The organism is Photobacterium kasasachensis, from assembly GCF_050336885.1.
GTDB classification, from domain to species: domain Bacteria; phylum Pseudomonadota; class Gammaproteobacteria; order Enterobacterales; family Vibrionaceae; genus Photobacterium; species Photobacterium kasasachensis.
This window is the reverse complement of the sequence record NZ_JAKJSH010000010.1, coordinates 104612-127208: the sequence shown is the minus strand read 5'-3', so window position 1 is coordinate 127208 and position 22597 is coordinate 104612. Positions and strand designations below refer to the sequence as shown.

The window sequence follows — 22597 nt, the reverse complement described above, 5'->3', positions numbered from 1 at the left end:
ACATTCTATCGATACGTCCATGACGGTCTTCAGCAGGCGCATAAAATGTCAGCAATATCTGCATTATTAATCCTCAACAATACAGAGCAAACCGAAGAATTGGTCAAAACCTTATCAGGCATTGAAGCAATTTGCCACATTTTGATTACAAAAAGTGATATTATGCTTAATAAATAGCATGCAAGCAGTTCATTCACCCAATCAATAACAAGCTTGCAGTTCAATCTATCAGAAAATCCTAACTATAGAGAAAAATCCGCCAAAAACGCCAAAAAAATGTCATTTTTGAATGAATAATTGCAGGATTGAATAAATATTCAGCATAAAAAACTCAGGAGAGTAACAAAACAAGCCTGAGTCAATAACATTTTTGCAAAACCCAGACGGATAAGCATAAAAAAGCACCCTAAACAGGGTGCTTCGGAAAAAACTGACACTTACTTATTTTCACTGTCTATATCTAAACCTGGGTTCATAACACGATTTGACTGTTTTTTCTTTTCAACTAGTGTCTGATCATTATCACTATTATGCGACTCAGTATGCATATCTTCATACAGAATCTCACCCAGAATCTGTTTAATTCGTCGGTTTGATACGCGTCTGTGCTTCATAAAACCCTCCACTGTTAACCTCAATAACAGAAATTCAATAAAACCTAAGCAAGCTGATAGCTAACAGAGGCTATCGATGCAAACAGCTAAATTGAATAATTATTCCTGACAAAAAGTCTCTTTCATCGAAAAGCTTTTCAAGCCGGATTTTAAATATGGCACAAAAGAGATAACTGCGCCTGTAGCACACACTTAATAACGAAACAGAATAAAAAAAACACTGATAGATTAACTTTTCACAAAGGCATTTATTAACAATTTTCAAGTACCTATAACAGGCCAATAACGCTACTATCGTTTCTATTGAAGCGACCCGCCAAGCCAGAGATATCAGGTGTGTACTTCAATATTCCGTTCCCGTTCCGTTCTATCTTGAGAGTTGATATATGAGACCAGCTGGTTGTTTCTCACGTCCAAGCCCTTCCCGTGTTCGTCACGGCTATGTGCCACCGTCACATAAGACCAAAGGCGACACTAACGGTGTCAAGTAAGCCCACGTCTTAAGCTTAAAACACCACCCTAGCCCCTTCTCATAGGGGCTATTTTCATTCGTATCTCCTACCCCGTCAGCAAACCGGCTTGTCAATTTCAGCACGGTGTGAAATGATCTTTTCGCCGATCCAGGGACGTGGATCTAGATAGATAGTAAATGGAACGACAACGGATGAAAAAAGATAAGCGTGATAATGCAGAGACTTATACCATCTCGCAGTTGGCACAAGAGTTCTCGGTAACACTCAGAAGTATCCGCTTCTATGAAGATCAAGGTCTTCTAAAACCAGACAGAAAGGGAAAGCAACGGATCTTTTCACGTCAGGATCGTGCACGCCTGAAATTGATATTACGGGGTAAGCGGTTAGGCTTCAGTCTTACCGATATTCATGAGCTATTCCATCTCTACGACTCTGAAAAACGTAACAAAAAGCAGCTACACGCCATGCTGAACACCATCCAGCATCGGCAAAAACTCCTACAACAACAACAAGCCGATATTCACTCTGTCATGATGGAGCTCAATTCAGCCGAGCGCAGCTGTTATCAGCAGCTCGGAAAATTGGAATAAACACTTATACCCAAGCTACCTCAAGATGCAGGATTCAGAGTGAGGCCAGCGGGCTCAGTTCAAGGAAAATAACGGTAGGAATGGTAGCCCCTTTCAACGTTATTTGACACAGAAATGAGTTCGCTGGCTCACTCCCAAAGGGCGAGTTTACTTGGCTTCTATGCGTTGTTACCGATTATTGATTTAGATCCACTAGATCCTCAAATCGGCGCCTAGCCTAGTAGCCAAGTAATTCTCGCTGAAACGAGCATCTTGAGGTAGTTTGGGTATATACCAATACAAAAGAGCCCGGCAATGGCCGGGCTAAGCACTGGAAAAGGTATCAATTACCAGTAAACTCGTGCGCCGATCGCAAATTTGCTTTCAGAGTCAGATGACTTAACCCCGACAAAGCTATCACTTGCCTTATTCGTGTAACCAAGCGTATCGCCGTCTTCATAGCCGTATTCCACATAGATACGTGACCAACTATTGAAATTGTAATCAGTACCTATGTAATAAGTTTTTCCGTCACCGTCTTCCTGCAGAGCATTCGACTCCTGTGCAGCATAGCCAACACCAGTGTACGCCGTTGCATTATCTGCCCAGCTATACGTAGCTCCCAGGCTAAAGCCATCTCCATCGATAGTAACGTTGGACCCTTTTTTCGCCAGCTCCGAATTATAGTAGGTAAAACCAAGCAGCACCGGTCCGACGGTATATTCAAGCGTACCTTCGAAGAAGGTATTTTCGATATCGGCAGTGATTTTCTCTTCCTTGGTAAACTCCGGAACAGCCGGGTTAGGCGTTACCGTTTTTGTGCCTACACTGAATGACTTATCACGGTTAACACCGCCACCGAAGTGAAAGTTAAAATTACCGACGCTCGAGGAGACAAACAATTCGGCGAGCTCCTGGTTGTTGTCATCTTCTGTCAAACCGTAGTTAGCCGCGAGTAGGAAACTTTCGCCTTCATAATTATATTTTACCAGCGAGTCATGACGTGCTTTCGATAGCGTGGCATGGAGAATTCCGTTTCCTCCAAAGAAATATGAATATTCAGCACCATACATGTCATCCGATACGATCCATTGACGACCGATAGAAAACTTACCAAAATCGGTATCTAACCCGACATAGTGCAAACGGTTTTTCATCGTGTAGTCAGAGCCATCAGCTTTAAAGTTCAGGCCAAACTCCACTTTACCAAATACATCCACTGTCTCGGTAAGTGTATATTCAGCCTTAACACCTGCACGCGAAGAGCCCGCGTTTAAAGTGACATCTTTGTCTTCATATTTTTCAATCTGAGTACGAAGCTGGCCATAAAAATCAACCATGGCTTCTTCAGTTTTAAGAAGTTCTACTGCGCTAACAGCGTTACTAAAGATAACGGCAGGAACCGCTACTGCTAATAGTGTTTTTTTCATTATACTTTCCTGTAATATTTTGTTGTGTTTTTCAACCCTTCCTGAGTCGAAAAGAAACATATCAACAACAAAAAAACACCGCAACACCACAAAACACCATAAATAACCACATCAGTAGCATCTTGATCCGTTATTACAAGCCCATGCAGAGAATGATTATTCATTAATTTTATAAAACAAGACCTAATATTGAAATTAAATTCACGATACTTGAAAAAAAAGGAACTTTATATCGATAACCAAATGGAATAGGACATAAATAAAAGAGGAAAAAAAATATAAATTAATTTTAATCATTAACTAAAAAGACATAAATCTGAGTCAATTTTAGGACAAAGTGAACTAATATAGAACAAAGAGAAAACGATAGTTAACGCCAAACAAAAAATGGCGTCCCATAATTGGACGCCACTATATTCTAATTACGAATAGATTATTTATTAATGAAGCGCAATACGCACCAACCATATATTATGATGGTCTTGTAAATACCCACCATTTTCTGCGATTGACTTTAAATATCCGAGGCGATGATGGCCCTCAAGCAAATTAAATGGTGCCTTTAATATCCGGCCGTTTGTCGCATATAGGTCTCTTTCATACTGCAGTACAATGGGGGCAACAGGCCAGGTTCCATTGTCCTGCATATTCTGAACAAGCCAGCTACGCTGAAACAACGGATTATTCATTCGACTGGAGAACTTACTAACCACATCATCATGCGGTGTCTTGATTTGGTTAATAATGTCATCGGTACTCCATCGCTCCTTTGTAAAGCTCATGGCCTGAAAATCTAACCAGCCCCAGTTACAAAGCACGCCTTTCCAATGACGATATACCCACTGCTCAAGCACTTCTTCCGGAAACTGGGGTAACACACCATGTACTCTTTCGCGCCATTGCTCCCAAGGTTCACAATGCCGACTACCAAAACCATCTGGTGCTAATTCATAGAGTAATCGATCGCTCCTGATCATAACTACGTCCCCCTATTGCCAAACTGCTGCACCGAGCAACAGCGTAAAACCATAACCATTCACTTTGAAAGGTTAATTATTCCGTTAATTTGAAATTAGCACAGGACAGGATGAAAGAACATAAGAATAATAGAGAAAGATTATTCACAGCGACAAAGCTGCCAGCCGGCGGTGGCTCAAGAAACAATCATATAAGAGCGGCCAAACGACCAAAATAGCCAAAGGTGGTAGTTATTCAACCCTGGCGAGATGTCAAAACGAAGAGTTATGCAACAAAAGAAAGAAGGGAGGCACAATCATTCAATACAAACAGGGCAGAACCTAAGTTCTGCCCTGAGCAAGAAAACCAAGTACCCGCATGGCTTTACTGATCTGTTACCCAGCGGTCAGCAGCAGAGGTATCGGTCTCACGAGCATCAACCCAGCGTGACTCTTCGGGGGTCTGCTCTTTTTTCCAGAACGGGGCTCGTGTTTTCAGGTAGTCCATAATAAACTCACACGCCTGAAAAGCTGCGCCACGGTGGGCACTCGACACGCCGACAAAGACAATCTGATCACCCAGCTCCAAATCGCCGACCCGGTGAATAACCCGAGTTTGCAGCAACGGCCAGCGCTCGCGGGCTTGCTCGACGATATCTTCCAACGATTTTTCCGTCATCCCCGGATAGTGCTCCAGAGACAAGCCAGTGACAGTATCGCCCTGATTGAAATCTCGCACCTTACCGATAAAGGTCACCACAGCACCGGCATCAGTGCCTTCGGCCAACTTGGCGTACTCATCAGCAACCGAGAAATCTTCAAACTGAACAGAGATCATATTTAGCCTCCGGTAACCGGCGGGAAGAAGGCAATCTCATCCCCATCTTTGATAACAGTATCTAATGGACAAATAGTCTGATTGACAGCGACCAGCAACTTGCCGGATTCCAATGCCAGTTGCCACTTGTCACCACGTTCGCACAGATGAGTACGCAGCTCCTCTGCCGTCGCAAACCCGGCATCCATTTCAAGGCGATCAACGCCTACCAGCTCTTTTACCTGAGCGAAGAAAAGTACATTAATCATGCTTCCACCTTAAAGTGACCTGACTTGCCGCCAGTTTTCTCAAGCAACCGGATCTGACCGATAACCATATCTTTTTGCACCGCCTTGCACATATCATATATGGTCAACGCAGCAACGGAAGCCGCAGTCAGTGCCTCCATCTCAACGCCGGTTTTGCCCGCCAGCTTACAACAAGATTCGATACGTACCATATTCTCGGCTTCTATCGCCTCTAGCTGCACTTCGACTTTCGACAACAACAGCGGGTGACAAAGCGGGATCAAATCCCATGTTTTCTTGGCCGCCTGAATACCGGCAATACGCGCCGTAGCAAATACATCGCCTTTATGATGCTTACCGGATACGATAAGAGCAAGTGTCTCCGGCGCCATATGGACGAACGCTTCCGCGCGTGCTTCCCGTACGGTTTCCGTTTTACCCGAAACATCGACCATGTTGGCCTCACCGGATGCATTGATATGTGTAAATTGGTTCATTGTTTATTTTCCTAGGTGAGGCATAAAATTACATGGACGGTGGCTTGCATCCAACTGCTCTTTGATGATTTTCGTCCAGCCTGTCCGGCAGGCGCCCGTCGAGCCCGGCATGGCAAAGATAACGGTCTTATTGGCCATACCTGCAACCGCCCGGGACTGGATTGTTGAAGTGCCGATTTCCTGGTAAGACACCATGCGGAAAATCTCACCAAAACCCTCGACTTGTTTATCAAACAAAGGGAGCAACGCCTCGGGCGTATTATCTCTTGAGGTAAAGCCCGTTCCGCCAGTGATCAGTACCGCCTGCACCTTCTCATCAGCAATCCACTGAGAGACAACCGCGCGTATCTGATAAACATCGTCAATCACTATTTTTTTATCGGCTAGCTTGTGACCGGCTTCTTGCAGTGACTCTGCAAGGTACTGGCCCGAGGTATCATTGTGTTCGGTGCGCGTATCTGACACCGTCAATACAGCCACATGTGCTGGTTCAAACGCAGTTTCTGCATGACCCATTACAGTAATTCCCAAACTGAAGTAGTAATAAATTGAAATTTAGGCGGCCTGATCAGTATTACGTACCGATCAGAACCGGAAATTATCCGCCAATTGAGGCAAGGTGCGGCGTCATACCCGTATTACCGTCATCAAGAAAATGCCCAACGGCTTTTTGCTGCAACCCACTTTGGATACGATCGATCAAGTCTGCTCGCTGAGTATCAGCTTCCAGCAAATCGCGTAAATCAACGCCATGATCGCCGAACAGGCAAAGGTGAAGTTTACCGTTGGCCGAAATACGTAAGCGGTTACAGCTTTGGCAGAAGTCTTTTTCATACGGCATGATAAGACCAATCTCGCCCTGATAGTCTGGGTGGCAAAATACCTGAGCCGGCCCGTCGTTGTTACTTCTTATTTTAAGAAGCCAGCCGTTCGCGATGAGGTGGTTGCGGATACTGACACCGGAAACATGATGATTATTGAACAAATTGTCCATTTCACCCGTTTGCATTAGCTCGATAAATCGAAGTTGTATCGGCCGAGTCTTAATCCAGTCGAGGAACTTTGGCAGCTCCTGTGAGTTGAGATCTTTTAGCAGGACAGTGTTGATTTTTACCTGTTCAAAACCAGCTTCAAACGCTGCATCGATACCCGCCATCACCTGATGGAACATATTTTCACCAGTGATCTGGTAAAACATCTTCGGGTCAAGACTATCGACACTGACGTTGATATGGGTTAGCCCGGCATCACGCCACTCACCAACGTGCTTCGCCATGCGATAGCCGTTGGTGGTTGTCGCTACTTTACTGATACCTGGCTGGGAAGCCACAGTACCGATAATATCAGTAAAATCACGGCGCAGGCTCGGTTCACCACCTGTGATACGCACTTTCGTCGTACCACAGTCGGCAAACGCCCCTGTTACACGCTTGATCTCATCAAGCGTCAGAAAAGAAGGCTTCTTCCTTTCTGCAGGTTGATAGCCGTCAGGCAGGCAGTATGTACATCTGAAATTACAGACATCAGTCACTGAGAGTCGTAAGTAATAAAACTTACGATGAAAATTATCTTCAAATTGATTCGCCACGGAACACCTTTCCAAATACGGGAGGCCGATGCATTTCTTTGTCGACCCTGGTGACTACCTGTCACTGGCTTCATCCACCTATTGTCATCCCCAAAAGGCTGCAACTTAGTGAATAAAGCTCGGAGTTATGGCTGCTGCACACATTATTATATCGCCTAGCGACATGTGCAGCGGCTTAATTATTATAACCTATCAGAGAAAGTGCTTTATTGACAAATCTCTGAAAAAAACGTGTTGCATTCTACCTTTCGTAAGAATTCACGACAATACTACTAAAGGGAAGATAGTTAAAAATTCTCATAAAAAGTGGGGGGATTATGTCCAACATTATTGAATCTGCGACTGTTGACGATATTGCACTCTATTTACAGCGAGAAGAAGGACTGGATGCAAAGCGTGCCCGTGAGCAGGCGATGCGTGTCATAGACGGCTTCAACGACATGATGGAAAAGGGGATCATTAAAGGCTGGTACTTTAACGAGCAAAGCCATCTTGAGTTACTGCCTAGTGATAATGCGCTGAAAATCATTGCGAATCAGAAATAATTCGCATAATGCACAGTGCAAATTGCAGTGAGATTCGCAATATGCAATTACACGCACTCATTCAGCTTTAAAGCACCACCGTACGGCCAAAATAGCGGTATAAATTCCGGCATCACAATTGCATTGTCTAAGTTACCTGACAACTATTACGACAGTTGGAGCCGATTATGAAACAGTCTATACCGCTACTTTTTCAACAGCGCCATGTGTTACCCGGTGGGAGAATGCCAATACGGGTTGCTCCTGGGCCACAAATGGACGCATTCAAGGCTGCGCTAACCTCTGATATTGGCTTTGGTATCTGTATGTTTGACGAGGCTGAACACGGCCACCACTTCTTCCATATCGGAACCCGAGTGACGGTTGAGGATTTAGATACTTCAGCCCTGGATGGTTCACTGATTGTTACTGTATACGGCCATGAAAACTTCCGAATCAATGCTCTAGAACAAGACGATAGCGGTGTCTTCTCCGGGGAATATGACATTATCCCTCAGTGGCCGGAAGTCGAAATTCGCAACGACCAAATTGTTCTGGCGGACAAACTCAAGCAGATGTTCAACAAACATCCTGAGCTCAACCAACTTAACTTAAAGAAAGAGTTCAATAATCTAAGCTGGCTATGTCAGCGCTGGCTGGAAATACTGCCAGTGCCTGCCAGCGAGAAGCAAGCACTGCTTAACACGCCTAACTGCCAGGATACCTACGATTACCTGATGAGTATCATGCAAAAACCGCACTAGCCGCGTTTCATCCCAACACACTGTCGTTCTATGTGTTTGCCTCTCGTACCCTGTACGGGAGGTTTTTTATTATGAAATTAGCACCATACGTGACTTATACTCCATCTCGTCCCGGCCTATTTGTAATTCACATAGCGATTTGTATACACTGACCGCTCTATTTTGATAACGGATTTATGCAACTACGGCTATGACTACAACAAATATTGCTGATGCTAAAATTGTTGCCATTGGCGGCGGACATGGCCTTGGCAGGATCCTGTCTGCGCTCTCCGACTATGGCTCTCAGGTTACAGGAATTGTCACCACGACCGACAATGGAGGCTCTACCGGCCGTATTCGAGCCTGCCAGGGAGGAATTGCCTGGGGAGATACCCGAAACTGTATCAACCAGCTCATTACCGAGCCCTCAGTAGGTTCAATGATCTTCGAATACCGGTTTCGGGGCAACGGTGAGCTAAGTGGCCATAATCTGGGTAACTTGATGCTTAAAGCTCTGGATAACCTCTCTATTCGCCCGCTAGAAGCTATCAACCTGATCCGTGACATGCTCAAGGTGAAAACCCATATTGTGCCCATGTCTGAGCACCCTGCTGATTTGGCAGCCATGATTCAAAGTGGCGAGATAATCAGCGGCGAAACCAGCGTGGATGAGTTACAGGAAGTGCCGCAGCGACTCTATGTCGAGCCCGCCGTTCCTGCCACAAGGGAAGCCGTCACCGCCATAGAGGAAGCGGATGTGATTTTACTAGGGCCAGGCAGCTTCTTAACCAGTGTCATGCCACCACTGTTACTCAAAGAAATTGAACTTGCTCTTAAGAGCTGCAACGCCAATATCGTCTTTGTCACTAATCTGGATAAAGAGAGCGGACCTGCCGGGATGATGTCCCTTGAAACAATGCTACATTGGTGTGAGAGGGCAATGGGAGGACGCCAGGTTGATGGCGTCCTGTCGGATCAATACCGTTCTGAATTAGATGCGCGATATCACCAGGTGATTGAAGATCTGGCCTCGAGCAATCACGAATGGCGTCATGATCGCGAGAAACTAAAGCATGCGGTTGATAAGCTCATCGTTGCTAGCTAGCTGTTTGTATTCTATAGCCATTCCCTTGACCATCTGTGTAAACTCACACAGGTGGTCATTCATCCACTGCTCCTGACCTTGTTTCACCCGAGATTCACACTCTTGCGCCATTTCAGCTAGCTCATCAGCACCAAAACTTGCAGCGCTGCTTTTTATCGCATGACTAATTTCCCTGACCTGGCTAATAGTAGGTTGATCTGATAACTGACGTAAGTACTGCTCCAGCTCGTCACTGAAGACATTAAGCAACAGTGTTACTGTGTCCTGACCAACTTCTTCAGATAAGCGCTTGATTGTAGATGCATTAATACTCGTTGCCATTTATTTTATCTCCCTGTTACTACCTGCCGCTTCCTGCCAGGCCTGTAATTTTCTATATATCGTTGATGGGCTGACTTCCAACAAGCCCGCTGCTCGGGGAATATTTCCCTCACACGCATCAATCGCCGCCTGAATGGCGCGTTTCTCAACAACCCACAAGGGCTCAATTTGCGATTTATCGATGGAATGATTGTGAGAAACCCCATCACGAGTGTCCGCATTATTTTGCGGTTCAGCAGTTAGCTGAACAGTACGTGCAATTTCTGCGCCATCTCCACCAGATATGGGCGGCGGAACCATATCTAACGTGACCTCTTCACCGGTATTCAGTACCACTATGTTTCGGATCACATTTTGTAGTTCACGGACATTCCCCTGCCAGCTATGGCGCTGAAACAGATTGATAACCTCTGGAGAGAAACGACTAAAGTTCTTGCCTTCTTCTACTGACATCAGAGCCAGTAAAGCATGGGCAATTTCAATGACATCCTCGCCACGATCCCTAAGCGGCGGCAAGGTAACGGGAATCACATGCAGGCGATAATACAAGTCTTCACGAAAACGCCCTTCCTGAACCTCAACCCATGGATTCCGGTTGGTTGCACAAACAAAGCGAACATCCACGCTGCTTGTTTTGGATGAGCCGACTTTCTGATAGGTGCCGGTCTGGATAAAACGCAGTAGCTTACTTTGCAAATCCAAATCCATTTCGCAAAGCTCATCGAGAAACAGTGTCCCCTTGTTAGCGAGCTCTACGGCTCCCTGCCTTTCGGTCGAGGCACCGGTAAACGCCCCTTTTACATGGCCAAACAGTTCGCTTTCTATGAGCTCTTTCGGAATCGCCGCACAGTTCAAGGCCACAAAAGGATGATCATTTCGCGGGCTTGCCGCATGCACAGCTTCTGCACAGACTTCCTTACCTGTACCGCTTTCACCGGTAATAAATACCGTTGCCTTACTAGAGGCCGCAGACTCAATCACTCGATACACAGCCTGCATTGGAAGGCTGTTACCTATAAATCCTTGGTACTGCGCCCCGCCCTGCTTGGACTTCTGGCGCTCTTTCGGCGCTTTATTCTCTTCTTTTAGCGCGTTGTTAACGGTGATCCGCAAACGGTCCGCTTCACACGGCTTGATCAAAAAGTCCTGCGCACCATGACGCATGGCTTCTACGGCCACATCGATGGAACCATGTGCCGTCATGATCACCACCGGAATATTACCGTGATCTCGACGCACAGATTCCAGCACTTCCATGCCCGTCATGTCAGGCAGTCGAAGATCAAGCAATATTAAGTCAGGAGTAATATCTTTGACGAAGCTGAGTGCTTCCGTCCCGGTCCCGACAATACTGACCATTAAACCCAGGGGATTTAGGTAAGATTTGTACAAGGCCGCAACCGAGGCGGTATCTTCTACCATTAATACTTGTCGCTGAGTTGACCTGCTTTCCATTGCCCCTCCAAAGCCTTTCTTCCTAAACTAATTGTAATCAATAGAAAAAAAACTGTTATGAGAAATTTCAAATTTTCTAAATTCCTATTATGAATCGCATATTGATTTGCAAAATGCAAATAACAACGTGATAGATAAAGAAAACGGTGACAAATTACTCGCGAAGCGTCGCAAAAAAGTCCAATTATCGGGATCAAAAAAGTTGGCACGGAGTCTGCATTAACTAAACTGACTCTTTCCTGAGAGTCAACCTAGCCAACTGACGTTGTTTGTGGAATTATTTCACTAAAACAATGACGCCAACCGAATCTGTTCTCGGTTGGCTTTTTTTTTATGAGGGGTTGGGAGGAGTACAAGAGCCTTACCAGGCCCCTGTGACGTTAGCTGTTTACGATGAACTGCTCTCGCATCGAGTGGATCTTATCGCGCAATTCAGCGGCTTTCTCAAATTCCAGGTTCTGTGCCAAGTCATACATTTCTGATTCCAACTGCTGAATCTCAATTTCCAGCTGCTGCGGTGACATGGTCGTATACGTACCTTTCTGTTCGGCAACCTGATGAAGCTGAGCCGCCTTATTTGGCCTGCGACGTTTACCAGGCTGACCTAATTCCATGATATCCGATACCGCCTTGTTAAGCGCCTTAGGAACAATGCCGCGCTCTTCATTATAGGCTTGCTGCTTTTCCCGACGGCGATTGGTTTCGTTCATAGCCCGCTCCATCGAGCCCGTAATGCGGTCAGCATACAATATTGCCTTACCTTCAAGGTTTCGGGCAGCACGTCCGATGGTCTGAATCAATGAGCGCTCCGAGCGAAGGAACCCCTCTTTATCGGCATCAAGAATCGCCACCAGAGAAACCTCAGGCATATCCAGGCCTTCTCGCAGCAAGTTTATCCCTACCAGTACATCAAACTCACCCAGACGCAGATCCCGAATGATCTCTACCCGCTCAACCGTGTCAATATCCGAATGCAGATAGCGCACCCTGACACCATGCTCATCCAGGTATTCGGTCAGATCCTCTGCCATCCTCTTTGTCAATGTCGTAACCAATACCCGCTCGCCTTTGGCCTCGCGAATCCTAATCTCTGACAACAGGTCATCAACCTGGGTCGCCACCGGGCGAACTTCAATCTGTGGATCGAGCAGCCCTGTCGGGCGCACAACCTGCTCGGCAATATCACCGCCTGACTGCTCGATTTCATAGTTTCCCGGCGTTGCAGAAACATAGAGGGTCTGCGGTGCCAGAGACTCAAACTCCTCAAACTTAAGCGGGCGGTTGTCGAGGGCAGACGGCAATCGAAAGCCGTACTCGACAAGATTTTCCTTACGAGAGCGGTCACCACGATACATAGCGCCAATCTGCGAGACGGTAACATGCGACTCATCAATGATAAGCAGGCCATCGGCCGGCAGGTAGTCAAACAATGTCGGAGGCGGCTCACCCTCCGCTCGGCCGCTGAGGTAGCGCGAGTAGTTTTCGATCCCCGAACAAAAACCCAGCTCATTCATCATTTCAATATCAAACTGGGTGCGCTGAGCTATGCGCTGCTCTTCCACTAGCTTGTTATTCTCTAATAGCTGCTTTTTACGTACCTCAAGCTCAACTTTGATTTTATCTACTGCCTCAAGGATACGTTCACGCGGTGTGACATAGTGAGTCTTAGGATAAATGGTGCAGCGAGGCAGGTCTCGTTGTAGTACGGCTCCAGTCAGCGGATCAAATGCGCTGATGCAATCCACCTCATCATCAAACAGTTCAATCCGTACCGCATTTTTTTCCGATTCAGCCGGAAAGATATCAATGACTTCGCCGCGGACACGGAAAGTGCCTCGTTCAAAGGCAATATCGTTTCGGGTGTACTGCAGTTCAGCCAGTCGGCGAAGAATATCTCGTTGGTCCAGCATATCGCCACGGCGAACATGCAACATCATCTTAAGGTATGAGTCCGGGTCACCCAGGCCATAAATCGCAGAGACGGAAGCAATAATAATAACATCACGTCGCTCCATCAGTGCCTTGGTTGCCGATAGGCGCATCTGCTCAATATGAGCATTCACCGATGCATCTTTCTCTATAAAGGTATCGGTCGTCGGGACATAGGCTTCCGGCTGGTAATAGTCATAGTACGAAACAAAGTATTCCACGGCGTTATCCGGAAAGAACTCCTTCATTTCACCATAGAGCTGGGCCGCCAACGTTTTATTGGGGGCAAGGATCAAGGTTGGCCGATCCGCTTCTGCAATAACATTGGCTACAGTAAAAGTTTTCCCCGATCCCGTCACACCCAGCAATGTCTGGTGAGCAAGCCCCGCATCCAAGCCTTCCAGCAACTGATTGATTGCTGTGGGCTGATCGCCGGAAGGAGAAAAGCGGGAAGATAAATTAAACGTTTTGCTCATACTGAAGTTCCGTAGTAAGGAGGACTTATGGGACATTTTGCTGTTATGACAAGGCTTGTCAATAATCAGGCTTGTTCATCTTTCTATTCTTCCGTCCCTGTCCATTCCCCTCAGTCAAAGCGATTGCTTTTCAGCGTGAAGAAAAAAACGCAAAAAAATTAAATTCAAGGATTGAACAATTTTATCCTTAGGCGTATTATCACCGCCCACGAACAAGAATGACTTTGTTCAGCTATACTTCAGGCTGGTGATTAAAAGCCTATAAAATCCCTCAAAAGCACTCTCTTCAAGAGCGATCATCCACAGCTTTTCCCACAATTGATTCAAATCAATTCACAAGCAACCGTATACTTGGCATTCTCTAAAGTATTTATTCTAATTGATTCATATATATTCTGCCGTTTATTCCTATATCGCTATAATACAACTATTTATTCTTCCTGCGACCATGCTGTACAAAATATAACCACAGCGCTCTACCTGTCGCCATCGCGGCTTTTTCCAAGCATCCATCAACACACTTATCCACAGTTTCCGTGGATAACTCGCCTAAGCCCTTGCCAAGTCTGGGCCGAACAAAATCAAGTGAATTTTAAACGCAATTTTAGAAATCAATTTTGCACTGTGATTATCGGTATCCGCTCACCTCGACAAAAAACGGCAAGCCGTAGCCTGCCGTTATCTTATGTTTAAAGGCTATCTAGCAGCTGTGCGCCATCAGGAACTGAATATCCTGCTGCTCAGAATAATATACTGGCTCGTTTCCATAGCTAAAGAGCTTGAGATCCTTGCCGTTTGCACTGTGATAACTAAGCTGGCCGTTATGCAAATGCAGCCAGGTCCCTTCAGGAATACCAATAACAGGTTCGTGCTTGTTCACCTCCAGAAACTCCTGAATGCGCTCATCCCGGGTTTCACCGTTATGTCCTTCAACCTTTGCTTCCAAATAATGCGGATTAATCTGGAACGGTACCAAATTCAGTGACGGTAATACGGCACCGGTAATAATTGGCATATCGTTGGTAGTACGAATCGTCGGACAGGTAATGTTCGTACCGGCACTCCAGCCGATATAAGGAATACCCAGATCAAGCACTGCTTTGCGTATTGGACCGACAAGCCCCAAGTCATGCAACGTCTTGTTCAGGACCCAAGTATTTCCGCCACTCACCAAAATGCCATCTGCCGCCTGTAGCGCAGCAACAGGATCATCGGCCTGATGGAGACCAGTAACCTGGCAATCCAGTCCGAGAGCATCAAATGTCTCCTGAACCATGGCTACACGATCATCATGACTTGAACGAATGACCGCATACGGGATCAGTACCCAGTTTTTGGCACCGGTGCGTTGTACCTGCTCAATGATTGCCTCACTGGCAAACCCCATAACATGTTCGTTTCCGGCGATCTTGCCGTTGCTCAACATTAAAATATCCATCTTTATCCCCTTACGAATACTTGATAACGGCCAGCCCAATGTCCAGCATACTGTTTTTCATTGACGTTGTTCGCTGGTTTTGTATTTTGATTCTACGCCTAGCCGCCACATATAAAACCACTGACAGGTAATTTATGCAGTGCCTATCACTAAAGTACAGCCGTTAATAAAAAACGAAAACAACACACTTACATCCGCAGGCACATATGTTCAACAGGCAATCACAATTGTCATACATATACTCAACAACCATTTCTAATAGTCCAGAATGCATGTCGACACACTGCGAAAATCAATCAGACAATACACACATTTTTGTGCATGGCATCCATAGATGCTTTCTTATTGATCCGGACTTAACCAAGTAATAACTGATGAAAAAATCAGCAATATCGAAAAACCCTGCAAGACAAGAGTTGTTATAGCTTGTGCAAAGGAAGATAATATGCAGATCTCTAGCAAATTATAATTAAGACGGTATGACTGAATACCTACTACTACTTGTCGGTACAGTGTTGGTTAACAACTTTGTACTGGTGAAATTTTTAGGCCTTTGCCCGTTCATGGGCGTGTCTAAAAAACTGGAAACAGCAATTGGCATGGGTTTGGCAACAACGTTTGTACTTACCCTGGCATCCGTATGCGCGTATCTTGTTGAAGCCTATATCCTCGTCCCTCTTGGCATTCAATACCTTCGAACACTTAGCTTCATTCTGGTGATCGCTGTCGTGGTTCAGTTTACCGAGATGGTCGTCCATAAAACCAGCCCGACGCTTTATCGTCTACTGGGGATATTCCTGCCACTAATCACGACAAACTGTGCGGTTTTGGGGGTTGCACTCCTGAATATCAACGAACGCCACAATTTCATTGAATCTGTGGTGTATGGCTTCGGTGCTGCTATTGGCTTCTCGCTGGTCTTGGTGCTGTTTGCTTCTATGCGTGAGCGCATTGCCGCAGCGGATGTTCCGAGTCCTTTTAAAGGCGCCTCAATCGCCATGATCACAGCCGGCCTGATGTCTCTTGCCTTTATGGGCTTTACTGGATTGGTGAAACTATAAAATGAGCGGAATATTAATTGCAGTTATTGCAATCGCAGTACTTGCCGCGATTTTTGGCCTGGTCCTTGGCTTTGCCTCGATCCGCTTCAAGGTAGAAGCCGATCCGATTGTCGAGCAAATCGATAGCATTCTGCCACAAACTCAGTGCGGCCAGTGCGGTTACCCTGGCTGCCGTCCCTACGCGGAAGCCATTGCCAACGGTGATGATATTAACAAATGCCCTCCCGGCGGCCAGCAAACCATAGAGAAGCTGGCTGATTTGATGGGGGTAGATGTTCAGGACTCGGCTCACGATGATGACAAAGGCCTGAAAAAAGTCGCGTTTATCCATGAAGACATGTGCATCGGCTGTACCAAGTGCATTCAGGCATGTCCTGTTGATGCGATCGTCGGCGGCACTAAGGCGCTACACACCGTCATCAAAGATGAGTGTACCGGTTGCGATCTTTGTGTCGCACCTTGTCCGACCGACTGTATCGAAATGGTTCCGGTAGAAATGACCCCGGAAAGCTGGAAGTGGGAGCTTAACAAAATCCCCGTCGTCAATATTCCTGCTGATACAAGCGCCAACAAGGTAGAGTAACCATGCTGTCAATCATCGAACAAATAAAACAGGGTCAGCTATGGGACTTCCCGGGCGGAATTCACCCACCAGAGCAAAAAGCCCTGTCCAGCCATTCTGAAATTGCCGAAGCCAAGATCCCTGGTGAGCTGGTGCTGCCCCTAAAACAGCACATCGGCGCCGTTGGTGATGTCTTAGTCACAGCCGGAGACAAAGTACTCAAAGGTCAGCCACTGACGCATGCCGACGTAGCACTGAGTGTACCTGTTCACGCCCCGACTTCAGGCACAATTAAGGCGGTAAAACCTCATACTATCGCCCACCCTTCCGGCTTATCCGATCTTTGTATCATTATTGAGCCGGATGGCAATGATACCTGGGGTGAGAAAACAACCATCGCTGACTATCGCCAGACTGAAACAGCTGATCTGATTGATCATATCCGCCTCCAAGGGATCTCCGGCATGGGCGGTGCAGGTTTTCCAGCCGGCCGTAAACTTCAAAGTGGTTTGGGAAAAACAGATATCCTGATCATTAATGCTGCTGAGTGCGAACCATATATCACTGCCGACGATCGCCTGATGCAAGATAACGCTCGCGATGTCGTTGAAGGCATTCGGATCCTGAATCATATCCTTGTCCCCAAGCTCACTATCATCGGTATCGAAGATAACAAGCCGGAAGCAATCGAGGCGCTTCAACGCTGTATCAGCGAAGATGACGGTATTGTTATTCGTGCAATCCCGACCAAATACCCTTCCGGTGGCGAGAAGCAGTTAATCAAGGTGCTGACAGGCAAAGAGGTTCCGACTAAAGGGATACCTGCCGACATTGGCATCATGATGCACAATGTGGGAACCACGCATGCAATCAAGCGTGCCGTAGTTGACGGCGAACCCTTGATTCAGCGTGTTGTTACCGTCACCGGCAAAACGTTCAAACAGCCTGGCAACACCTGGGCATTGCTAGGAACACCGGTAAATTTCCTGCTGGAGCGTTTTGGCTATAAAGCCGATAAGAAACTACCACGCGTGATCATGGGTGGCCCGATGATGGGTTTTACCCTGCCACACTGTGATGTTCCAATCACCAAGATTGCCAACTGTATTCTGGCTCCGACACGCAAGGAAATTTCTCCGACAAACAATGAAATGTCCTGCATTCGCTGTACAGCGTGTGCCGAGGCCTGTCCGGTCTCCCTGCTACCGCAACAGCTACAGTGGTATGCCAAAGATCAGGACTATGCCAAATGCGAGGAATACAATCTCTTTGACTGTATTGAATGCGGAGCCTGTGCGTATGTCTGCCCAAGTGAAATCCCGCTGGTTCAATACTATCGCCAGGCCAAAGCAGAAATTCGTCAGCGTAAGCAAGATGAAGAGAATGCCGAGCGAGCCAAACAACGCTTTGAAGCCAAGAAAGCCCGTTTAGAGCGGGACAAGGCTGAGCGAGAGAACCGCTTTAAGAAAGCAGCTGATGATCGCCGCAAAGAAATGGCCGCTTCCGGAGGCGATGACGCGGTTGCTGCTGCTATAGCACGTGTTAAAGCCAAACAAGCAGCGGCCAGCACCAATGCCGACACCGACAAGAAACCAGCAGTTGCAGCAGCGATTGCCCGGGCAAAAGCCAAGCAGGCTGCAGCCCAGTCCGGTGACAGCCAAGTTTCTCAAGAAGCTTTGCCTGACAATACAGAGATGGCAAAACTTCGCGAAGAACGCAAGCGTCTGGCTCGCGAGCGAAAAGCTGTCAAACAAACAGAAAGTACCGCTGATACACCAGCATCGGAAACAACAGGCGATGCTAAAAAAGATGCAGTAGCTGCTGCCATTGCACGGGCCAAGGCCCGCAAAGCCGCGCAAGCATCTGAGCAAGCTCAGGATGCAACTGAGCCTGCAGCGACCGAAGCTGAGGCTGATCCGAAGAAAGCTGCCGTTGCTGCTGCCATCGCCCGTGCCAAGGCCCGCAAAGCCGCGCAAGCGTCTGAAGCTGCTCAGGAAACACCTGAGCCTGCAGCGACCGAAGCTGAGGCTGATCCGAAAAAAGCTGCCGTTGCTGCTGCCATCGCCCGTGCCAAGGCCCGTAAAGCCGCTCAAGCGTCTGAGCAAGCTCAGGAATCGCCTGAGCCTGCAGCGACCGAAGCTGAGGCTGATCCGAAAAAAGCGGCTGTCGCTGCTGCCATCGCTCGTGCCAAGGCGCGTAAAGCTGCACAAGCGTCTGAGCAAGCCCAGGAATCGCCTGAGCCTGCAGCGACCGAAGCTGAGGCTGATCCGAAAAAAGCGGCTGTTGCTGCTGCCGTTGCCCGCGCCAAGGCCCGCAAAGCCGCGCAAGCTCAGGAAACACCTGAGCCTGCAGCGACCGAAGCTGAGGCCGATCCGAAAAAAGCCGCTGTCGCTGCTGCCATTGCACGCGCTAAAGCTCGCAAGGCTGCCAAAGAAGCTGAAGCGCAGACGGAGCAAACGCAGGACGAGCCAGTCAGCACTGTCACTGAGGAAGACGTCGATCCAAAGAAAGCCGCTGTCGCTGCTGCTATTGCCCGTGCCAAGGCTCGCAAGGCTGCCCAACAAGCAGCAAAAGATACACAACAGAATAACGAGGATAACTAATCGTGGCTTTTAATATTGCCAGCTCACCCCATACACATAGCCGACGCAGTACCAGCGATATCATGCGTACTGTCATTCTTTGTTCGGCCCTTGGTATTGCTGCCCAATGGTTCTTCTTTGGCTGGGGTGTACTGATCCAGGTTATTCTGGCTTCTTTGATAGCGCTCGCCTCTGAAGCTGCAATACTGGTTTTGCGTAAGCGCCCGGTATTACCTTACCTGCGCGATAACAGTGCGCTGCTTACCGGTATCCTAGTTGGTATTTCAATCCCGCCGCTGGCTCCTTGGTGGATCACCGTGATCGGTGTTGTCTTTGCTATTGTTATCGCCAAGCACTTATATGGCGGCCTCGGACAGAATCTCTTCAACCCGGCAATGGTAGCCTATGTTGTCTTGCTGATTTCCTTTCCGGTGCAGATGACAACCTGGCTTCCTCCCTCTTCAATCAGTGCCGCTCCAGTGTCGCTGCTTGATAGCCTGTATACAGTATTTACCGGCTTTACCCAAGACGGGTTCAGTGTGCATCAGCTCAGGATGTCCGTTGACGGCGTAACCATGGCAACACCTTTGGACACCCTGAAGACATCACTGACAACCGGCCATACCACCACTGAAACTCTCGCGGGCCCAATCTTCGGTATGATTGCCGGTATTGGTTGGGAGTGGGTAAATATTGGCTTCTTGCTGGGTGGCTTGCTACTGCTGAAGTTACGCATTATTCAGTGGCAGATCCCTGTCGGTATGCTGGGCGCATTATTTGTGATCAGCACCATTGCCTTCCTTTTCAACCCGGACGGTACGGCATCACCAATCATCCACCTATTCTCTGGTGCTACTATGCTCGGGGCATTCTTTATTGCCACCGATCCTGTATCGGCATCGACCACAGTCAAAGGTCGTCTGATTTTTGGTGCCTTAATCGGGATCCTGGTTTACCTCATCCGAACCTGGGGTGGCTTCCCTGACGGTGTCGCGTTCAGCGTGTTGCTGGCAAACATGTGTGTACCTATGATCGATTACTACACACGCCCACGAACATACGGCCACTTATAGGAGCAAGCATGCTGATTGCAATGAAAAAAAACAGCGGTGTACTGGCAGTATTTGCCCTGCTTGCTACCCTGCTAGTATCTGTTACCCAGCTGCTGACTGCCGGAAGAATTCAAGAGCAGCAACAAAAGGAGCTGCTTAAGGTTCTGAACCAGGTGATCCCTGCAGAAAACCATGACAACGAGCTCTACAAAAGCTGCACCCTAGTCACCAATGAGCAATATCTCGGCACCTCTACGCCAATGCCGGCTTACCTGGCTGAAAAAGAAGGTGAAGTGTCGGGTGTCGCGATTGAAGCTATTGCGCCCGGCGGTTACAACGGAGCCATCAAAATTATCGTCGGCCTTGATACCTCAGGTGTCGTCACGGGTGTGCGTGTCCTAAGCCACAATGAAACCCCGGGGCTTGGCGATAAAATTGATACCCGGATAACCGACTGGATTTACAGCTTTACCGGCAAGAAACTTCAAGGTGAAAAAGATGCCAGCTGGGCAGTACGCAAAGACGGCGGTAATTTCGACCAGTTTACCGGTGCAACCATTACTCCGCGTGCTGTTGTCGGTGCTGTGAAGAAGGTATCGCTGTATTACCAGCGTTACCAACAAGAATTGTTTAATCAACCTCTGAATTGTCAGGGCCACTCATGAGCATAAATAAAGAATTGATGAAAAATGGCCTGTGGGATAACAACCCGGCTATCGTTCAGTTACTGGGACTCTGTCCTCTTCTGGCCGTATCGGCAACCGTCACCAATGCCCTTGGCCTCGGGCTTGCTACCACGGCAGTGCTCATCGGATCGAACCTGATCGTCTCATTGGTTCGTCAATGGGTGCCGTCAGAAGTTCGGATCCCGGTATTCGTAATGATCATCGCGGCACTGGTTACCTGTGTTCAGTTACTGATGAATGCCTTCACTTACGGGCTTTACCAGTCACTGGGGATCTTCATCCCGTTGATCGTAACTAACTGTATTATTATTGGCCGCGCAGAATCTTTCGCCTCCAAGAACGAACCTATACCTGCCGTGTTAGATGGTTTGTGGATGGGGCTGGGTCTTACCTCAACCCTGGTGGTGCTAGGCGCAATGCGCGAAATTCTGGGAAATGGTACCTTGTTCGACGGTGCTGACCGCCTGCTGGGAGACTGGGCAGCATCATTGCGAATTGAAGTATTCAGCTTTGACAGTAACTTCTTGTTGGCAATGCTACCGCCCGGTGCCTTTATTGGTGTCGGCTTTATCATCGCACTCAAGAATGTAATTGATAAAAAACGCGAACAGAAAGCGGCTGATGCTGAAGCCAAACCAGAAATTGAACGGGCACGAGTTACCTCGGCCAACTAAACGTTCAACCTTAAAAAACATACTATAAACCGCAGTTAGCTACATACCTACAGGCGGCTCAACCTGTTTCTGGCCCTACACCAGAGGAATAGCTTACTGCGGCAACAGCCAACAGTTGTTAGGAAGCAAGCATGAACAATGAAAAACGCGTTCAGATCCTTGAACGTCTGCGGGCAGAGAATCCGCACCCGGAAACCGAACTCAACTGGAACTCACCTTTTGAACTACTGATTGCGGTTCTTCTGTCAGCACAGGCCACAGATGTCAGCGTCAACAAGGCCACCGACAAACTCTATCCTGTCGCCAACACTCCTCAGGCCATGTTCGATCTGGGTGTCGATGGGGTAAAGGAATATATCAAAACCATCGGCCTGTTTAACTCCAAGGCTGAGAACGTCATTAAGACTTGCAGGATCCTGCTCGAACAACACGGCGGGGAAGTCCCTGAAAACCGCGAAGCCCTGGAGGCTCTGCCAGGTGTCGGCCGTAAAACGGCCAATGTCGTCCTTAACACCGCATTCGGCTGGCCTACCATCGCCGTCGATACCCATATTTTCCGGGTCTCAAACCGAACCAAATTCGCAATGGGTAAAAACGTTGATCAAGTCGAGCAGAAGCTACTAAAAGTGGTTCCGAAGGAATTCAAGGTTGATGTCCATCACTGGTTGATATTACACGGCCGCTATACCTGTGTGGCCCGCAAGCCCCGCTGCGGCAGCTGTGTTATTGAAGACCTGTGCGAATTCAAAGATAAAGTTTACCCTGGCGAGTAACCACCGTTAACGGCTGTCATT

At 47.6% G+C, this 22597-nt stretch carries 23 protein-coding genes and 1 riboswitch; of the genes, 12 read left to right on the top strand and 11 right to left on the bottom strand.

All coding sequences use genetic code 11. From position 1 onward, the window contains the following. The first annotated feature begins 45 nt into the window (after positions 1–45). Entirely contained in the window at positions 46–177 is a 132-nt protein-coding gene (locus tag L4D19_RS15290; RefSeq protein WP_428453151.1) for a hypothetical protein, read from the top strand. Positions 178–1278: 1101 nt separating this feature from the next. After that, on the top strand, positions 1279–1677 hold the full coding sequence (locus tag L4D19_RS15285; RefSeq protein WP_428453150.1) for a MerR family transcriptional regulator: 399 nt from the start codon (positions 1279–1281) through the stop codon (positions 1675–1677). Positions 1678–2003: 326 nt separating this feature from the next. Here the strand turns inward: L4D19_RS15285 and L4D19_RS15280 are convergent, their stop codons facing one another. From L4D19_RS15280 to moaA, 7 genes are all read right to left on the bottom strand, one after another. Beyond that, a complete protein-coding gene (locus tag L4D19_RS15280) occupies positions 2004–3086 on the bottom strand; it encodes a porin (RefSeq protein ID WP_428453149.1) in 1083 nt (360 codons plus the stop codon). 440 nt (positions 3087–3526) lie between these two features. Next, complete coding sequence (locus L4D19_RS15275; RefSeq protein ID WP_083651861.1) at positions 3527–4063, bottom strand: hypothetical protein; 537 nt, start codon at positions 4061–4063, stop codon at positions 3527–3529. A 364-nt stretch (positions 4064–4427) separates the two neighbouring features. Then, positions 4428–4880 (bottom strand): molybdopterin synthase catalytic subunit MoaE, encoded by a 453-nt coding sequence (gene moaE / locus L4D19_RS15270; protein WP_428453148.1) that lies wholly within the window; start codon positions 4878–4880, stop codon positions 4428–4430. A 2-nt stretch (positions 4881–4882) separates the two neighbouring features. After that, positions 4883–5128 carry a molybdopterin synthase sulfur carrier subunit gene (gene moaD, locus L4D19_RS15265; protein ID WP_160648571.1) on the bottom strand — a complete coding sequence of 82 codons (246 nt, stop codon included), beginning with the start codon at positions 5126–5128 and terminating at the stop codon, positions 4883–4885. Continuing rightward, positions 5125–5604 (bottom strand): cyclic pyranopterin monophosphate synthase MoaC, encoded by a 480-nt coding sequence (moaC, locus tag L4D19_RS15260; protein WP_160648572.1) that lies wholly within the window; start codon positions 5602–5604, stop codon positions 5125–5127. The genes moaD and moaC overlap by 4 nt, the downstream gene beginning before the upstream one ends. Positions 5605–5607: 3 nt before the next feature. Beyond that, the gene (moaB, locus tag L4D19_RS15255; protein WP_428453147.1) at positions 5608–6120 is read right to left on the bottom strand and encodes a molybdenum cofactor biosynthesis protein B; all 513 of its coding nucleotides are present in this window, start codon (positions 6118–6120) and stop codon (positions 5608–5610) included. A gap of 82 nt (positions 6121–6202) precedes the next feature. Further along, on the bottom strand, positions 6203–7192 hold the full coding sequence (gene moaA, locus L4D19_RS15250) for a GTP 3',8-cyclase MoaA (protein ID WP_428453146.1): 990 nt from the start codon (positions 7190–7192) through the stop codon (positions 6203–6205). After that, a riboswitch (molybdenum cofactor riboswitch) is annotated at positions 7181–7329 on the bottom strand. (Overlaps the previous gene by 12 nt.) Positions 7330–7509: 180 nt before the next feature. On the opposite strand from moaA, the gene L4D19_RS15245 reads away from it, so the two are divergent. The 3 genes from L4D19_RS15245 (at position 7510) to yvcK (ending at position 9567) form a co-directional block, all read left to right on the top strand. Then, positions 7510–7737 carry a hypothetical protein gene (locus L4D19_RS15245; RefSeq protein WP_160648575.1) on the top strand — a complete coding sequence of 76 codons (228 nt, stop codon included), beginning with the start codon at positions 7510–7512 and terminating at the stop codon, positions 7735–7737. A gap of 167 nt (positions 7738–7904) precedes the next feature. Next, positions 7905–8480: an LON peptidase substrate-binding domain-containing protein gene (locus L4D19_RS15240; RefSeq protein ID WP_160648576.1), complete on the top strand. Its 576-nt coding sequence runs from the start codon at positions 7905–7907 to the stop codon at positions 8478–8480. 190 nt (positions 8481–8670) lie between these two features. After that, positions 8671–9567: a uridine diphosphate-N-acetylglucosamine-binding protein YvcK gene (gene yvcK / locus L4D19_RS15235; protein ID WP_428453145.1), complete on the top strand. Its 897-nt coding sequence runs from the start codon at positions 8671–8673 to the stop codon at positions 9565–9567. Here yvcK and L4D19_RS15230 read toward each other — a convergent pair. The 4 genes from L4D19_RS15230 to pepE form a co-directional block, all read right to left on the bottom strand. Continuing rightward, complete coding sequence (locus tag L4D19_RS15230) at positions 9529–9888, bottom strand: Hpt domain-containing protein (RefSeq protein WP_160648578.1); 360 nt, start codon at positions 9886–9888, stop codon at positions 9529–9531. The two genes, yvcK and L4D19_RS15230, sit on opposite strands and share 39 nt — an antisense overlap. Further along, a complete protein-coding gene (gene luxO, locus L4D19_RS15225) occupies positions 9889–11343 on the bottom strand; it encodes a quorum-sensing sigma-54 dependent transcriptional regulator LuxO (protein ID WP_428453144.1) in 1455 nt (484 codons plus the stop codon). Between the two features lie 380 nt (positions 11344–11723). Further along, the gene (gene uvrB, locus L4D19_RS15220) at positions 11724–13748 is read right to left on the bottom strand and encodes an excinuclease ABC subunit UvrB (RefSeq protein ID WP_428453143.1); all 2025 of its coding nucleotides are present in this window, start codon (positions 13746–13748) and stop codon (positions 11724–11726) included. A 700-nt stretch (positions 13749–14448) separates the two neighbouring features. Continuing rightward, positions 14449–15186, bottom strand: a complete 738-nt coding sequence (pepE, locus tag L4D19_RS15215) for a dipeptidase PepE (protein ID WP_428453142.1) — start codon at positions 15184–15186, stop codon at positions 14449–14451. Positions 15187–15665: 479 nt separating this feature from the next. Here pepE and rsxA point away from each other — a divergent pair, with 479 nt between their 5' ends. The 7 genes from rsxA to nth all read left to right on the top strand — a co-directional run bounded on the left by rsxA (position 15666) and on the right by nth (position 22576). Beyond that, positions 15666–16247: an electron transport complex subunit RsxA gene (rsxA, locus tag L4D19_RS15210; RefSeq protein WP_075764789.1), complete on the top strand. Its 582-nt coding sequence runs from the start codon at positions 15666–15668 to the stop codon at positions 16245–16247. Position 16248: 1 nt separating this feature from the next. Beyond that, positions 16249–16830: an electron transport complex subunit RsxB gene (gene rsxB / locus L4D19_RS15205; RefSeq protein ID WP_075764791.1), complete on the top strand. Its 582-nt coding sequence runs from the start codon at positions 16249–16251 to the stop codon at positions 16828–16830. Between the two features lie 2 nt (positions 16831–16832). Beyond that, positions 16833–19412: an electron transport complex subunit RsxC gene (gene rsxC, locus L4D19_RS15200; protein WP_428453141.1), complete on the top strand. Its 2580-nt coding sequence runs from the start codon at positions 16833–16835 to the stop codon at positions 19410–19412. 2 nt (positions 19413–19414) lie between these two features. Further along, positions 19415–20464, top strand: coding sequence for an electron transport complex subunit RsxD (gene rsxD, locus L4D19_RS15195; RefSeq protein ID WP_428453140.1), 1050 nt, complete (start codon positions 19415–19417; stop codon positions 20462–20464). 8 nt (positions 20465–20472) lie between these two features. Beyond that, the gene (rsxG, locus tag L4D19_RS15190; protein WP_160648586.1) at positions 20473–21108 is read left to right on the top strand and encodes an electron transport complex subunit RsxG; all 636 of its coding nucleotides are present in this window, start codon (positions 20473–20475) and stop codon (positions 21106–21108) included. Beyond that, the gene (locus L4D19_RS15185) at positions 21105–21803 is read left to right on the top strand and encodes an electron transport complex subunit E (protein ID WP_428453139.1); all 699 of its coding nucleotides are present in this window, start codon (positions 21105–21107) and stop codon (positions 21801–21803) included. The genes rsxG and L4D19_RS15185 overlap by 4 nt, the downstream gene beginning before the upstream one ends. A gap of 131 nt (positions 21804–21934) precedes the next feature. Then, positions 21935–22576: an endonuclease III gene (nth, locus tag L4D19_RS15180; RefSeq protein WP_428453138.1), complete on the top strand. Its 642-nt coding sequence runs from the start codon at positions 21935–21937 to the stop codon at positions 22574–22576. Positions 22577–22597 lie beyond the last annotated feature (21 nt).